Genomic DNA, 15,694 nt, shown 5'->3' on the forward strand with positions numbered 1-15,694 from the left:
CTTCAGCGGCAGGGCCCCAATTGCCATGGCTGCCGCTCATGCGGCCTCGGTGCGGTCGATGAATTTGAAGAACCGGCTGACCTCGCCGGCAGCCGCCCTGATTCTCTCTTGGCCCCGCGCACCGGCTGCGAGTTGAAGGTTCCGAGGATTTAGCGGCAGACCTTGAAACAAGGCGGCCTTCTGGTCGGACGGCAGGATGGAGGCGAGCGTGAGTTGTGCCCGAAGAAGGCGAAGGCCGGGACACTCATCGAAAAACTCGCCGGGCGTGTGGCCGATATCAACCAGTGCGTCGTCAAATGCGCCATGCTCGATCTGTTGGAGAACAAAGTTCATAGCGCCGGGCGGATTTAAGTCAGATGGCTTGAGTCCCTCGGCGCGTGCCCAGGCCAGCGCTGCGTCGGCACCGCGGTGGCGAATGAGCGCCGTTAGCAAAGCAGCGAGTGCCTCGGCATCGGAGCGAGTCTTGAGGAGCCGAAGCGCGCCGTCGGTGTCGCCTTCTGCTTCTTTCAACAGCGCATCTGCGATGAACAAGTCGCGCGAAGGATCGATCGCCACCGCACTCGCGCGAAACTGTCGCGCAACTGCAAGCGTCGTAGCCGTGGCCTTGGTACGGGCGGCCCGGTCGCACATTTCAGAACGGATGGCATCACTAGCTAGGGACAAGTCGCCGTCGATCACCCGTTCCGCCAGTGCTGCAAGTTCAGCAGCGACGTCTGTACCAACAAAGCCCCTTCTCCGAAGCGTGCGCATCAGGTTTTCCGTTACTTCACGGTCGGCGATACGCGTGGGAAGCCGCGCCAACGTATCCGTTCCGATCCTTCCAATGCGGATGGCAAGATCGGAAATCTGATCCTTTGTCGCTGCCCGCTCCTGGACCGCAGCAATAACATCCAGCTTGCGGTCTTGAGAGGCTATGCTGGGACTGAAGCCGGGATCGAATGCTTGCTTCGCGGAATCGTACTGATCGATCCTTTCCTGAAGTGTATCCCAGCCCCAGACCTCGATATGAATTCGGCGTCCTGCGGCCTCCTGGTCCTGCGTCAGGTGTTGGGCGAGCTGGGTAAGCTTCGTGTCATCCTTAGAGGTTGTGACGATGAAATACTCTTTCAGCGGAGGCTTGTAGCCGAGGGCCTTTTTTACCTCGTCATGGATTTCCCTCGCAGAGAGCCTGCTCCTACCTGATTTCAGTTTGCACTGAATGCCGACGATTTGGTTCGGGTCGCGATCGCGATAGCCAACTAGATCTACGCCATTTTGACGCTGGCCGCGGGTGCCAAGCCGCTTGACGTTTGGATCGTTCAACACTGAGGTGGTCCCACTTCAGGTAGCGGGTTGTGGGTCCCTCCGGATTTTTCGAGAAACATAGAGCAACCATAACGATTGCCGCCGAGCACGCTCGTTGTCAGGTTTCCTACCACGAATCTTCTGTGGCCGGACGGATGACCGATTCTGGCGCAAGCCCGACATTGGCGCCAGGCATCGATAGATATCGAGAGAACGGCGCTCACGCGCCGCCCTCCTCGGTGAACCGCCACACCGGGATGCCCATCTTGCGGGCCTTGTCGGCGAGGTTGGCGGAGATGCCGGAGCCGGGGAAGACGATGACGCCGATGGGCAGGACGTCGAGCAGCTCGTCGTTGCGCTTGAAGGGCGCGGCGTTGCGATGGCGGTTCCAGTCGGGCTTGAAGGCGACCTGCGCGACCTTGCGGTTGTCGGCCCAGCAGGCGGCGATGCGCTCGGCGCCGCGGGGTGATCCGCCGTGCAGCAGCACCATGTCGGGATGCTTGGCGTGGACCTTGTCGAGCGCGGCCCAGATGCGCTGGTGGTCGTTGAAGTCGGAGCCGCCGGTGAAGGCGATGCGGCTGCCCGTGGGCACGAGCAGCTGCGCCTCGGCGCGGCGCTGGGCGGCGATGAACTCGCGGCTGTCGATCATCGCGGACGTGAGCGCGCGATGGTTGACCATCGAGCCCGAGCGGGGCCGCCACAGCGAGCCGCTGACGGCCTCGTAGTGCTCGGCGGCATGGTCGCGGCAGAACTCGAAGGCGTTGCGGCGCTCGATCAGCCCGACGCCCTGATCGATGAGGCGCTCCAGCTCGACCGAGCGGACCTCGGAGCCGTTCTGCTCGAGCTGCGAGCGGCGCTGCGCCTGCTCGTTGGCGTCGAGATCGCGCTCCATGCGGCCGATCTTGCGGTGGAACAGGTTGACGAAGGACCAGAGCAGGTCGTCGAGATCGTCCTCGAGCCGCGTGTCGGCCAGCATCGCGGCGAAGCCGTCGACGATCGCGCCGAGCTCGGCGCGGACGGCATCCGCCTCGGGCAGCGGGCGCGGATCGGGCTCGTCCCGGCCGGGCCGATGGCCGTAGAGCGCCAGTTCGTCGAGCAGATGCGCGGTAGGCGAGAGAGCGTGCGGCTCGTCGCCGGACTCGGTGTCGGGGGAGAGGAAGGGCAAGGATTCGTGCGTCATGGCGGGCTCCTGTTGCGGTCTGGCCGCGCCCATCGCGGCCTTCACGGCGATCGCCCGCCGGGGACGGAACCGGGCCTGCACCCCGCCGCCGGCCTGCCGGCAAGGGGCCGGAGCGCCAGCGGAGGATGGCGGGAGGCGGCTATTTTGCTTCGCGATGCAAAGCCGGGCGGCCTGCCGCCCGGCGGCGGAAAATAGTCGCCGGACGCCATTGCCGGACCGGGGCCGGCTCTGGCAGATCGCCGCTCGGGAAGGCCGCAGGCGCGCGCCTCTGACCGGGCCAGGCGTCCCGCCGCACGCCTCCCCGCTCCCTTCCGGCCCGACGCCGAACCGCGGGAGATGCCGCGCTCGGCCTTCCGATCAGGCTGCATCGCGACGGCGCAGGAACCGCAGGACATCGGCCGGGGCGAGTTGATCCGCCAGCCGGGCCAGCATGACGTCCGGGCCGAGCCGGCGCAGATCGACGTTGAAATCGCTCCTGGCCGGCACGAGATCGCGGACCTCGATGCCGGCGTCGCGTCCACGTGCGTGAAGCCGTTCCGCCGCCAGCCGGCCGGCCGCATCGCGGTCCCGCGCGACATAGAGCCGGGCGAGCATCGGGGCGAGATCGAGGGCGGCAAGATGGTTGGCCGAGAGCGCGGCGATCATCGGCAGATCGGGCAGCACCGATTTGAGCGCGAGCATGGTCTCGATGCCCTCCCCGGCGGCCAGCACGTCGGTGGCGCGGCCGAAGCGCACGCCGTTGCCCAGCAGTTGGCCAAGCGCGCGGCGCGGATCGGCAAGCGGGGCCTTCTCGGGACGCTGGCGATCGAGCCAGGTGCGATGGACGCCAGTGATCCGGCCGTCCGCGTCGGTCACGGCAGCGAGCAGTCCCGGCCAGGACTCGCGGGCAGCATCGCGGTCCGACCGGTACCAGAGCGCCGGATGGAAACGCAGCGACGGCCAGTCGAGGCGTGCGGTGATGCCGCGCGCGCGCAGATAGGCTTCGGCCTGGGTGCCGGCGACGGGCCGGCCGGCGAGAAACAGACGGCGGGCGGCGTCGGGCGATCCGCCGGGCGCAGGCGGTTCGCGGGTTGGATGCGGAGGCTCCGAACGCGGCAGGCAGAGGAAGCGGCGCGCCTCGTCGAGCGCGTCGCGGAAGGCGTCGATCCCGCGATTGAGGGCGATCAGGTCGAGGAGATCGCCGTGCTCGCCGGTGGCGGCGTCGGTCCATTTGCCGGCGGCGCCGGGACCGGACTCCGGTCCCGTGAGACGGACATAGAGGCTACGGCCGGGCGTGTCCCGGACATCGCCCACCAGCCAGTAGCGGCCGTGGCGACGGCCATTGGGAAGATAGTAGCGGCAGACGGCCTCGGCATCGTGTGCGAGACGCCGCGCCAGATCGGCGGCCCGGCTGGACATGATGCTGGACATGATCGCCTCCCTCACGCCGCGCTACGGTCGGCGATGCGCACGAGCGGATGGCGCTCCATCAGCGCGCCGAGGATCGCCGGGCCGGTCGCGCCGGTGGGAACGAACAGTCGGAGCTTCCAGGCGATGATCTCGGAGGTGAGCCCCATCGCCTTCAGCCGGTCGACCATCCCGTCGGTGAAACCGGAGAGCTCGACGCGGAACGCGCCCATGATCTTGGCACGCCGTAGCTGGAGGCTATCGGCGAGTTCAAGTATGGTCCGGCCGTCGAGCACGGCGTTCCAGGCATCGGCAGGGCTGATGGTCGGGACGTCGGTCGCGACCGCCTGGGCGACCCAGGCCGGCGAGACGAGGCGGCCGATCACGCGCTCGCCCTCGTCGGTCTGGAGGCGATAGACGCGGCAGCCTTCGTCGGGAAGCCGCTTCCAGATCGGCAGGAGGAGGCCGGTGACGATATGGATCCGGCTGTCGGTGAATTCGGGCAGATCGGCGAGCTCGGCGTTCCAGGCGGCTGCGAACGCGTCGCGGTCGGCTTCGCGCCAATGTTTCTGCGCCATCGCGGCCAAGGGAATGGCGGCGCGCTCCATCGGCCGCAGGAGACGGACGCGCCGCTCTACCTCGCCGTCATCGAGCATCAGGCTGGGTGCGGGGACCTGGACGGCGGCGCGGCCCGACTGGCGGTTGACCAGCAGCGTCGCCCGGGGATCGCCGGCGCGGTCCAGCGCCTCGGCCAGGCTGAGCGGCCGGTTGCGGTCGCGGCGCGCCACGGTGAAGACCTGCGTCTCGGCACCGCTGCCCGGATGGACGTAGATCGTGCGGCGGTCGGTGATGCGCAGCGATTCCGCCGTGACCGTCTCGACACCGAGATCGTAGGTGCCGGACGTGACAGCGCCCTCGATCTTGGCGCGCAGCAGTTCCTCGAACACGCCGAACAGGACGTTCTGCAGCTCGATGGTGAGCGCCAGCAGGCGGTTGAGGAAGGTGGTGATCGGCGGCAGCTCCTCGCGCAGGCTGCCATCGCCGTCGGTCAGCCGCAGGCCGGTGGCGTCCTCGAACGCCTGCAGGGAGCAGCCTTCGACCCCGGATCCAGTCCGGGGCAGGCACTTGCCGGCATAGAGCAGCATGTAGAGCTGGCGCAGCGCGGCGCGGCCATAGACGGATTCGAGGTTGTCGTCGGCGCGGAACAGCCCCTGGCCGCCGGTCTGGCGCTGGCCCTTGGTGATGGCGCCGAGCGTGTCGAGGCGGCGGGCGATGGTCGAGAGGAAGCGCTTCTCCGCCTTCACGTCGGTGGCGATCGGCCGGAACAGCGGCGGCTGCGCCTGGTTGGTGCGGTTGGAGCGTCCGAGGCCCTGGATCGCCGTGTCCGCCTTCCAGCCGGCTTCGAGCAGGTAGTGGACGCGCAGGCGGCGGTTCCTCGCGCCGAGATCGGCATGATAGCTGCGGCCGGTGCCGCCGGCGTCGCTGAACACGAGGATGCGCTTCTCGTCGTCCATGAAGGCTTGCGTCTCGGCGAGGTTCGCCGATCCAGCCCGGCTCTCGACCCGCAGACGGTCTGCGTGCCGGACGATGCGCCGCGAGCGGCCGGTGACCTCGGCGACCATGTCGGTGCCGAAGCGCTGGACGATCTGGTCGAGCGCACCCTGCACCGGCGGCAATGCCGCGAGCTTCTCGATCAGGCGGTCGCGCCGTTCGATCGCGTCGCGGCATTGGACCGGCTGGCCGTCGCGGAACACCGGGCGGGAGGAGAGATTGCCCTCGCTGTCGGTGAAAGGCTCGTAGAGCTGTGTCGGGAAGGAATGCGCCAGATAGTCGAGGACATATTCGCGGGGCGTGATGTCGACCTGCACGTCGCCCCATTCCTCGGTCGGAATCTCCGCGAGACGCCGTTCCATCAGCGCCTCGCCGGTCGAGACGATCTGGATGACGGTGGCGTGGCCCGCTTCGAGGTCGCGGTCGACGGCGGCGATCAGCGTCGGCGTCTTCATCGCCGTGATGAGGTGGTTGAAGAAGCGCTGCTTCGAGCTTTCGAAAGCGGAGCGCGCAGCCGACTTCGCCTGGGCGTTCAACGTACCGCCCTCGCCCGTGATGTTCGCGGCCTCCAGCGCCGCGGTCAGATTGTTGTGGATGATCTGGAAGGCGCCGGCATAGGCGTCGTAGATGCGGATCTGCTCCGCGCTGAGCGAATGCTCGACCAGTTCGTATTCGACGCCTTCGTAGGAGAGTGAGCGGGCGGCGTAGAGGCCGAGCGCCTTCAGGTCGCGGGCCAGCACTTCCATCGCCGCGACGCCGCCGGTCTCGATCGCCTGGACGAACTCGGCGCGTGTGGCGAAGGGGAAGTCCTCGCCGCCCCAGAGCCCGAGCCGCTGGGCATAAGCGAGATTGTGGACCGTGGTGGCGCCGGTCGCCGAGACATAGAGGATTCGGGCATTGGGCAGCGCATGTTGCAGGCGAAGTCCGGCACGGCCCTGCTGTGAGGGCGCCTGATCGCCCCGCTCACCCCTGCCGCCGGCGGCGTTCTGCATGGCGTGGCTCTCGTCGAAGACGATCACGCCATCGAAGTCGCGGCCCAGCCAGTCGACGATCTGCTGAACGCGGGAGGCTTTCTCTTCCCGCGCATCGGAGCGCAGCGTCGCATAGGTGGTGAAGAGAATGCCCTGCTCCAGCCGGATCGGCGTGCCCTGGCGGAAGCGGGCGAGCGGCGTGATCAGCAGCCGCTCCTGCCCGAGCGCGGACCAGTCGCGCTGGGCGTCCTCGATCAGCTTGTCCGACTTCGACACCCAGAGCGCACGGCGGCGGCCTTGCAGCCAGTTGTCGAGCAGCACGCCCGCGACCTGGCGGCCCTTGCCGGCGCCGGTGCCGTCGCCGAGCATCCAGCCACGGCGGAAGCGGACGGCGGTCTCGGCATCGTCCGGCGCGGCCGCGACGATGTCAAAGGTCTCGTCGGCGGTCCACGACCCGGCGAGGAAGCCGGCATGGGCCTCGCCGGCATAGATGACGCTCTCGAGTTGGGCGTCCGAAAGCAGGCCGTCGGCGATGACGGCAGTCGGCAGACGGGGGCGGTAGCTCGGCTTGGGCGGTGCGACCGACGCCATGGCCGCCGATTGCACCAGCCGCGTCGGATGCGCCTTGGCGTTCGGGATGCGGATCGACTGGAGGCTATAGCTCTCATAGAGCGCCTCGCTGATGCGCCCGTCTCCGGCCGGCGCCCAGTCGCAAGGTTCGTAAGCGACCTCGACGGCGTCCTCCGAAACGGGTCCGATATGCTGGGGCGGCACCACACGCGGCGCCGAACGTGCCGATGCCGGACGCCCTGCGGGCGTCGCGGTCGGTATCGCCAGGGAAGTCGCCATGGCTGCGCGCGGCGGGAGGTGGCGGATGACCCAGTCGAGAAGCGTGGCGGCGTCAGGCGCTGCGCCCCGCGACGGGGGGAACGCCGTCGGATCGTCGGCAGGGATGCGGTCGATCACCGTCAGGCGTGTCTCGACGCTGGTGCCATGGCGGGCATAGACGCGGCCGTCGATCCCAGCCGAAAACACGACGCGACCCCGCTCCTGGAGCCGGACGAATCCGTCGCGCCAAGCGGGATTGTCGGGGGAGAGATTGGCGCCGGTGATGGCGACCAGGCGGCCGGCTTCGGCGAGGCGCGCCAGCGCCGACGAGACATGGCGCAGGGCGGCGTCGGCGACCTTGCCGTCCACATGCGCCGCCACCGAGAACGGCGGGTTCATCAGCACGACGCTCGGCCGGATACCGACGTCGAGATGATCGTGGATATGCGCCGCGTCATGGCGGGTGACGGCCGTGCCGTCGAACAGATGCGAGAGCAGCCCGGCACGCGTCTCGGCCAGTTCATTCAGGGCGAGCGAGGCGCCGCTCTGCTCGGCGAAGATAGCCAGCAGTCCCGTGCCGGCCGATGGTTCCAGCACCAGGTCGCGGGGCGTGATGCCGGCTGCGACGCTGGCGACATACCCAAGCGCGATCGGCGTGGAGAACTGCTGAAGCGCTTGGCTTTCCTGCGAGCGGCGCGTCTGCGACGGCAGGAGCGCGGCGAGCTTGACCAGCATCGCGAGGAGCGCGGTCGGAGTTTCGGCCCGGGCACGCATGGTCGGGCCGAACTTGCGCAGGAACAGGACCTGTGCCGCCTCGCAGGCTTCGTAGGCGTCCTTCCAGCTCCATGCGCCTTCGGCGTCGGTGCCGCCGAAGGCCTGTCCCATGGCGGCGCGCAGGGTACGCGCATCGACGACGCGGCCCCGCTCCAGGTCCGGGAGCAGATGCCCGGCGGCGTGGAACAGTGCGGATGCAGGGACAATGGGCTGGCCCGCCGCCGCGGCGGCGGCGGAAGATGCGGTCATGACGTTCATGGCTGAGGTTTCCCGGGAGAGCGCGGGGAGCGGGACGAGCCGCGAGGGCGCTCTCTCTCATGCCCCTCGGCTCACCCCGTCCCGGCCCTTCTCTTCCTCTCAGGCGACACGGACCGCGCCGCCGCAGGCCGCCATCACGGTCCGGACTCTGGCCGCCAGTGCCGGGATGTCGTCGAGCATGGACAGCGGCGCGAAGTGGTTACGGCCGCCGGTATAGTCGCGCCGGCCTTCGCAGGTGCGGATGAGGATGCCGGTGTCGGCGCGGGTCGCCGGTTGGCAGACCTGCACGTAGACGTACTCATGGTGGAGCGTGATCTCGCCGGACACAGCGATGCCGCCCTGGTTCGAGCGCAGATCGAACGATGCGGGCGGAAAGCCGAGTTCCGCGGCGAGGCGACGAAGCCGCGCCCGGGCGACGGTATGGAAGCGACGCTTCCGATCGGGCTCGTAGGAGCAGGAGGTGTACCAGTCCATCGAAAGTCTCCTGAAATGCGAAAGCCCGGCGCCCCTGAGACAAGCTCAGGAGGCCGGGCTCGGTGTGAGAGGGTGCGGGGCGACGAGCGCCGCCCCGCTGGTCGAGGTCATTCCGCCGCGATGGCGGGCGGCTGCGGCTCTTCCGGATCGGAGTCCACGGAGGCGCCCTCGTCGTCATCGAGGAACGCCGGCAGGTCTTCGGTCGTGGCCGGTTCGTCGATGGCCGCCTCGGCGTCAGGCATGCGAAGCGGCTCGGGCAACCATCCGGATCCGGTGAGCAGGCGCTCGGCCTCCTTCGCCATGTCCGGCTTCTTGAGGTGGTCGATGAGCTGGGCCGAGGCTTCGCCCTTGGCCTCGCGCACGGCTTCGAGGATGCGTGCCTTGGTGACCCGGCCGAGATAGTTGTCAACGGTCGGCGTCCAGCCCGCCGCCACCATGTCGAGACCGACGGCCCGGGCGATCTGGCCGGCATGGGCGATGCGGCGTGGGTTGCGGTTCCAAGGCTCGTGGACCGCGTTGACCGAAAGCGACGCACAGTGCGCGAACAGCGATGCCCGGCTGTCGCCGTCGAAGGCGGTCAGCGCGTTCCAGAGGTCGCCGGTGTCCTTCGGTAACTGTCCGGCCCATTGCGCGTGCCGGTTCTCGATCGCCTTGGCAGAGGCGCTGTCGTTGAGCCCTGGCGCCTGCGTGCCGAAGCTCGCGCTCTTCGCCGTGATCTCCAGGCAGGTCTCGGACGCATAGCGATAGAAAGCGTTGAGGCAGAGCGCGTGGAGAACCGCCACGAGAGCGGTGTCGGGATCGTTCGCCAGCGCGTCGCGCAGCGCCAGCGTGCGATGAGCGGTCAGCTCGGTGACCAGACGGTCGGGCAGCGGCTTGATGCCGTCTTCTTCCTCGGCCGCCTCGACGGCTGCCGACGACCCGTCGCCACCGATAGTGATCACCGTGCGCTGGACGACGCCGTCGGGATCGGAACCCTCGGACTCGTCGCCGTCGGTGGCGGGCTCGGCCGGCGCTTCGTCCTCGGTAGGGACATAGCCGCGCTCGATGCGCAGGTCGCCATCGCCATCGACGCTGAGGAAGGCGCCCGCGCGGGCGATGTCGGCGGGATCGTAGATCGCCGGACGATCGTCGAAAGCCTCCAGCGCCACCTCGATCTCGCCGAGGCGCTGGTCGACCTCGTCGGGGAGCTCTTCGGCCTCCGCGTAGGTCTCCTCCAGCTTGTCGTACTCGGCGCGCAGCGCGTCGTAGCTCGCCTGCTCCTCGTCGGTGAGCGACGCCGTCGCTCCGGCAAGCCGGCGCAAACCGGAGGTATGGCCGTACGGGAACTCGGCCGCGACCTCGATCCACTTCCAGCCCTCGCCGCGGAGCGCCTCGGCCTCGCTGGTCAGCTTCTCGACGACGAGCCGGTCGAGCAGCGCCGGATCCTGCAGCCAGCCACCATCGTCCTGCTGGAAGAGATCGCGCATGACGGCGCCACCGGCCGCCTCGTAGACGTCGATGCCGACGAACTGCGCGCGCTTGTCGGAAGCACGGATGGCGCCTTCGGTCAGCTGGCGGCGGATGTAGTAGGGCTCCTTGTTATAGGAGCTGGCGAGCTGCTCCCACACCTGCTCCTGGCGGTCATGGTCATTGGTGACGGTGAAGGCCATGAGCTGCTCGAGTGTCATCTCGTCCTCGGCATAGATATCGAGGAGCTTCGGCGAGACCGAAGCGAGCTTCAGGCGCTGCTTGACGACGCTGGGGCTGACGAAGAAGCGCGCGGCGATCTCCTCCTCGCCCAGGCCGGAGTCGCGAAGGGTCTGGAAGGCCCGGAACTGGTCGAGCGGATGGAGGGCGACGCGCTGCACGTTCTCGGCCAGGCTATCCTCTTCAGCGAGGCCATCGGTCCGCACCACGCAAGGTACTGGCTGGGTCTTGGCCATGCGCTTCTGCTTCACCAGCAGTTCCAGCGCCCGGAAGCGCCGGCCGCCGGCCGGCACCTCGTACATGCCGGTCTCGACGCCCTCCGCGTCGCGCACCGACCGCACGCTCAGGCTCTGCAGGAGCGTGCGCCGAGCGATGTCCTCGGCCAGATCCTCGACCGAGATGCCGGCCTTCACCCGGCGGACGTTCGCCTGGGAAAGCACCAGCTTGTTGAAGGGAATATCCTGGGACCGGCTCAGGACGATCTTGGGATTGGCGGTTGCCATGTCGGTTCTCCATGGCGGGCCGGCCGGGAGCCTCTCTCTCGACCTCCAAACCCGTCACAAAGCCCCCCTCCCGCCTCTCCCTCTGGAGCCGCCGCCGAGTCCAGTTCGCCTGAGGAATCAGAGTGTCGGGGAATCCATGGCGGACGTTCCGGGTCGATCCGTCCCGTGTCGATGCCGTGCAGCATTTCGAGCAGATAGACGGGATCGGCCGGATACGGGCTGTCGCGCCAGAGCTGGATCAGCAGCGGGCGCAGATTGTCCCCATAGCCAGCGAGCCGCGCACGGGCGCGTCGCCAATCGCGTGCACGGCGGTCCCGATCGCGCTGCTGCGCTTCTGGCCACCATGCGGCGCGGCGTGCCATCTCGGCGTCGGCGCTCGCTGCCGTTCCGCAATAAGTGGGGCGAGCAGCGGGAACCTATCGCGTTGAGTCTGCTGAGCGCGAGCCAGGGCGGCGCGTTTGCGGGGCGTGTCCTCATAGGCCGACAGGCGCGGCCAGCGACGGAACCGCATCACGCCGCCTCCCGCTCGTCTTCGTCGGCCGCCATGTCGACGGGCTCGTCGGGATGGGACCGGAAGGCGAGCAGATAGTCGGCGGCTTTCGACGCGGCGCTCGCGGCGCGAACGATGGCGCGGTCATCCTCGCGGAGCACCTCCAACCAGGAACCGATATAGTCGGCATGGCGCACCGTCGGCACGATGCCAAGAGAGGCGCAGACGAATGTGCTGGTCATCTCGGCACAGAGCTCTTCCTTGGCATAGAGCGCGGAACCGAACCCGCCCGACAGGTCACGGCCGAGCCGGGAGGGATGGCCGCTCCAATGGCCAAGCTCGTGCAGTGCCGTGCGGTGCCAGTTGATCGGCTCGAAATAGGCCTCAGGCCGAGGGACTTGGACAAAATCGTGCGAAGGGCTGTAGAAGGCACGGTCGCCGCCGATGCGGAAGTCCGCGCCCGTTGCCGCGATCAAGGCCTCGGCCTGCGGCAGGATGATGCCCTCCGCCACGGGCGGCGGCGCGGTCGAGAGCTCCGTCGGCAGGCCCTCGCACTGGTCGGTGTTGAACACCGTGAAGCGCTTCAGGAAGGGGATGGCCCCCGGCTCGTCCCCATCGCGTTCGGCCCGCCGGCGTTCCTCGTCGGGGACGAAGCGGTCGGCATAGACGACAGTCGTGCCGGCCTCGCCCTTGCGGACATGGCCGCCCAGCCCAAGCGCTTGGCGAAAGGTGAGCCAGCGCTGGCCCGAGAAGCCGCGCTCTACGACTGCACCCCACAGGATCAGCACATTGATTCCGGAATAGCAGCGGCTGGTCGTGGCATTCTTCGGCATGGCGAGGGATGCCCTCGCCGCCGTCGTGCCCCAGGGCTGGACCCAGGGCACGCGGCCTGCCTCCAGCTCGGCGATGATCTTGTCGGTGATTTCCTGATAGAGGCTCGCCCGGTCCCGACCGGAGCGAGCGCGCGCGGTTGAACGTGACATCGCGGATCTCCGCGACGGGCCGGCGAGAGCCTCTCTCTCGCCTCCTCAACCCGTCACGGAACCCCCAGCCGTCCTCTCACTCCCACCGCCTCCCAAAGCCACAGTCCCTCCTGCGTTCCGGCTCATCGCAAGAGATCGCGATAGCCGCCGTTCACCAGCTTGTCCGCTGTCCTGACCAGCCGCTGGACCCGCAGACGCAAATAGTCGGACCGGCTGGACCAGTCTTCCTTCACGACCCTTTCGCCGAACAGCGCCGCGGCGATTTCGCGATGAGTGGCGCCGGCCTGGACCGCGTCATAGGCCTGCAGCGCCATCGCCCAGCGGCGGGCGCGGCGTTCCGGGGGATAGAGCCCGCGCGGAAATCGACCGAGCCGGCGGAGCAGCATCAGGCGGCGCAGCGTCAGCGTTTTCGCCTCGATATGCTTGAACCCGGACAGTTCGTAGCGGAAGCAAACGGGGCCATCGAGCAGGCTGCCCGCCGTCACTTCCATCTGGAGGTGATGTACGCCATCGCTGAGGAGCAGATGCTCGTGGCCGTCAGGGCACCGTAGTACGGTCGCCAGACTGTCGAAATAGTGGAGGTCGAAAGCATCGCCATCGCCGTGCCGCACCGGCAGCGTCTCGGCGGCCAGCACCGAGGCATCCCAGTCGGCTCGCCAGAAGATGCAGGCATCGGTGACCGAGCGGATTGGCGCCTCCGCGAAAGTGCAAGCCCCAGTCGCGCGCCTCCTCGGCATCCGATGTGGTGATGACGCGCAATCGCGTGCCGGGCTGTTCGAGTCGCGTAGGCGTAAGAAATTGGGTCGTTTGGGCAATGTAGTCGGGATTCCGACGGAGCCATTTCCAAGCCCAGCCTGCGCGGTCGAGAGTCAGCAAGGATTTGTAGTGCGTGGGATCGCGCCAACTGGCGCGCGACGGTTCGCCGGGTTCTTGAGAGATCTCCTTGGACATGGCGCCCCTCCTCGCGTCGCGCCGGACGTGGCATCAAGCCGCCGAGCGGAGCGGTTCGACGATCGGTCGCCGGAGAGGATGGCTCGCGCTCAGATGCGGCACGGAGCTCGGGAAGAAGTCACCAGCGACATCCGTTGATATCGGTGCGCGGAAGATGAATGGCTTCTGTGTTCAACCGGAGATTGTCGAGAAATCGGGGCAATCGTCAGGTAACGGGGCCGGCATATTGCCGCAGCTTGGGAGATAGCCGCAGCCCATGACCGTGTAGCACGAATTTGATTTGGGTCTCGATAATTGCTCCGTCAGTTGACGTCGCGTTCGTGCCTCCAGCTTTCATCCGTCTGGACCAGAACGTCGGTCGCACGGCCGCTGGGTTTCGCCAGCAAGGCGCCGATCCGAGGGAAAGCAACCGCGATGTCCGCCCCCTTCGCCCACGGCTCCACGTCCTTCAGCTCGTAATCATAGGTGACGCGCGAGACCTTCACCCCGGCAGCGTCGGCGGGCTCGGTGAAGGACTCGATCTTCACCACCTTCCGCCGCGCGAAGCAGATGTCCGTGCCGCCGAGAAAACTATCCGCGCCCTTTCGTACGACCTTCTCCCCGGCGGCTGTCGGCGCACAGCGGAGATAGTCGGTCGCCTGTCCTTGTCCCGACGCTGCGGGTTCGTTCTTCTGGATCGTGGTGACCGCGATCAGACCGGCCGCCACCAGCGGTTCCAACTGCCGCTTCCTGGCTGCGTCTCCGTCGCTGCGCAGGTCGACGGGGAACGTCAGCGGAATGGCGGCACAGACGGGGTGCGAGTCGTAATAACCCTGCAGCGTCTTTTCGAAGTTGCGGTCATCCGCCTTTGGCGGATCATCGCACGCGGCCAGAAGCGACAGCGCAGCGGCGCAAATGAACGGATTGAAGCGCGGACTCATCACGTACTCCTCCGTTTCATACTTAGCATCCAGAACGTAACCACGACAGAAATCGAGTAAATAGAGTCCATTTTATATAAATATGGCCGACATTTCTTCGTAATCCTTCGCCTTATCCTTGTCCTAAGCTTCTACTATTCCTCTCTCCATTGCGCGAGGCTGTGCTCAGAGGAATCGGGGCAATATCCCGGCTCTCAAAATTCGAATGCCCGCCTCGGCCATCATTGGATGGAGGCGTCGAAGGATGCCGGATTCACAACCCAAGAGCCAGATCGAGCTGATCGACTTCGGCTCCGAAGCTCCTTCCCGTCGGCTGTCCTACGCCGAGCGGGTGGTCCATGACGGCGTCGGCGTAAGCCGCTGTACATTGCAGCCAAACCCGGGAACGGAGATCGGCGCCACGCAGTTCACGGTCGCCATCCACGAGGGCATGCCGTTCGAGATGGAGTGGCGTCTACCGGAAAGCCAGCAGACGGAACGGCGTCGGATCGCCGCTGGAGAGCTTCATATCAATCCTGCCGACCGGCCGATCTTCCTGCGCTGGACGAGTTCACCACGAGTTCTCGTCATCGCGCTGGAGCAGACCTTCATCGAGCAAGTGGTGAGTGATGCCTTCGATGGGATCGAGCCAGTGCTGCGAAATGTGATCGGCATCCGGGATCCGGTGATCGAGGGCATGGCTGCCGCGTGGCGCCACGAACTGGTCGAACGTGGCGTCGGCGGCCGGCTCTATGCGGAGGGGCTGGGGTCGGTGCTCGCCGTCCACCTCTTCCGTACCTATGGCGATGGATTGAGGCGGGCGCCGCCACTGATTGGGGGACTCGGCGCACTGCGCTTGCGGCGCGTCGCCGACTACATCGAGGCGCGTCTCGCCGAAGATGTCAGCCTGCGCGATCTGGCAGCGGTGGCGGGCTTGAGCACGCATCATTTCGGTGAAGCCTTCAAGGCCTCCACCGGCAGGTCGCCGCATCGCTACCTGATCGAACGGCGCATCCGGCGGGGCAAGGAACTCTTGCTCGGCGCCGACCGGTCGATCGCCGAGATTGCCGTTTCCGTTGGCTTCGCCAGCCACAGCCACTTCACTGACAATTTCCGGAGGCTGACAGGCATCACACCCTCCCGTTTTCGGATAGACCGGAGCTGAACTGGACGACGGTCACGATAGCGATCCCTCATGCGCACCCGAAGTTATGTGTTGATGACGTAAGCGCGTGGCGGACGGGCGCGGCTAGACCGACCTGCGAGGTTCGGGCGGACAATGAATCGGCTTATGCTCTGGCACGCTTTGGTCGGCGACTTTGAATCGGTGGGGGTAAAGGCTCGTCGACGTGAAGAAGGTTCGAGAGCAATGCGCAGGGGTCTGTTTCAAGCGCTTCGGCGACCTCAACGAATTCAACGACATCCAGCCTGCGCTCCCCGCCTTCATACTTGGCGACAAAGGACTGCGGGCGATCG

General features: G+C 67.2%; 11 protein-coding genes. 1 reads left to right on the forward strand and 10 read right to left on the reverse strand.

What is annotated here, in order from left to right:
- Nucleotides 1-36: 36 nt before the first annotated feature.
- The 9 genes from Q8P46_11020 to Q8P46_11060 all read right to left on the reverse strand — a co-directional run bounded on the left by Q8P46_11020 (nt 37) and on the right by Q8P46_11060 (nt 14,239).
- Nucleotides 37-1,302 carry a hypothetical protein gene (locus Q8P46_11020; protein ID MDP2620685.1) on the reverse strand — a complete coding sequence of 422 codons (1,266 nt, stop codon included), beginning with the start codon at nt 1,300-1,302 and terminating at the stop codon, nt 37-39.
- A 202-nt stretch (nt 1,303-1,504) separates the two neighbouring features.
- Nucleotides 1,505-2,464 carry a DUF2493 domain-containing protein gene (locus tag Q8P46_11025; protein MDP2620686.1) on the reverse strand — a complete coding sequence of 320 codons (960 nt, stop codon included), beginning with the start codon at nt 2,462-2,464 and terminating at the stop codon, nt 1,505-1,507.
- Nucleotides 2,465-2,821: 357 nt separating this feature from the next.
- A complete protein-coding gene (locus tag Q8P46_11030) occupies nt 2,822-3,862 on the reverse strand; it encodes a toprim domain-containing protein (protein ID MDP2620687.1) in 1,041 nt (346 codons plus the stop codon).
- A 23-nt stretch (nt 3,863-3,885) separates the two neighbouring features.
- Nucleotides 3,886-8,223: a strawberry notch family protein gene (locus Q8P46_11035; protein ID MDP2620688.1), complete on the reverse strand. Its 4,338-nt coding sequence runs from the start codon at nt 8,221-8,223 to the stop codon at nt 3,886-3,888.
- A gap of 108 nt (nt 8,224-8,331) precedes the next feature.
- Nucleotides 8,332-8,706, reverse strand: a complete 375-nt coding sequence (locus tag Q8P46_11040) for a hypothetical protein (protein ID MDP2620689.1) — start codon at nt 8,704-8,706, stop codon at nt 8,332-8,334.
- 107 nt (nt 8,707-8,813) lie between these two features.
- Nucleotides 8,814-10,895, reverse strand: coding sequence for a ParB N-terminal domain-containing protein (locus tag Q8P46_11045; protein ID MDP2620690.1), 2,082 nt, complete (start codon nt 10,893-10,895; stop codon nt 8,814-8,816).
- Between the two features lie 510 nt (nt 10,896-11,405).
- Complete coding sequence (locus Q8P46_11050) at nt 11,406-12,368, reverse strand: zincin-like metallopeptidase domain-containing protein (protein ID MDP2620691.1); 963 nt, start codon at nt 12,366-12,368, stop codon at nt 11,406-11,408.
- A 122-nt stretch (nt 12,369-12,490) separates the two neighbouring features.
- Nucleotides 12,491-13,003, reverse strand: coding sequence for a DUF2285 domain-containing protein (locus Q8P46_11055; protein MDP2620692.1), 513 nt, complete (start codon nt 13,001-13,003; stop codon nt 12,491-12,493).
- Nucleotides 13,004-13,621: 618 nt separating this feature from the next.
- Nucleotides 13,622-14,239, reverse strand: a complete 618-nt coding sequence (locus Q8P46_11060; protein ID MDP2620693.1) for a hypothetical protein — start codon at nt 14,237-14,239, stop codon at nt 13,622-13,624.
- Between the two features lie 244 nt (nt 14,240-14,483).
- Here Q8P46_11060 and Q8P46_11065 point away from each other — a divergent pair, with 244 nt between their 5' ends.
- On the forward strand, nt 14,484-15,383 hold the full coding sequence (locus Q8P46_11065) for an AraC family transcriptional regulator (GenBank protein MDP2620694.1): 900 nt from the start codon (nt 14,484-14,486) through the stop codon (nt 15,381-15,383).
- Nucleotides 15,384-15,507: 124 nt separating this feature from the next.
- On the opposite strand, the gene Q8P46_11070 is transcribed toward Q8P46_11065, so the two are convergent.
- On the reverse strand, nt 15,508-15,694 hold a 187-nt coding region (locus tag Q8P46_11070; GenBank protein MDP2620695.1), incomplete at its 5' end, for an XRE family transcriptional regulator.

Source organism: Hyphomicrobiales bacterium (assembly GCA_030688605.1).
GTDB lineage: Bacteria > Pseudomonadota > Alphaproteobacteria > Rhizobiales > NORP267 > JAUYJB01.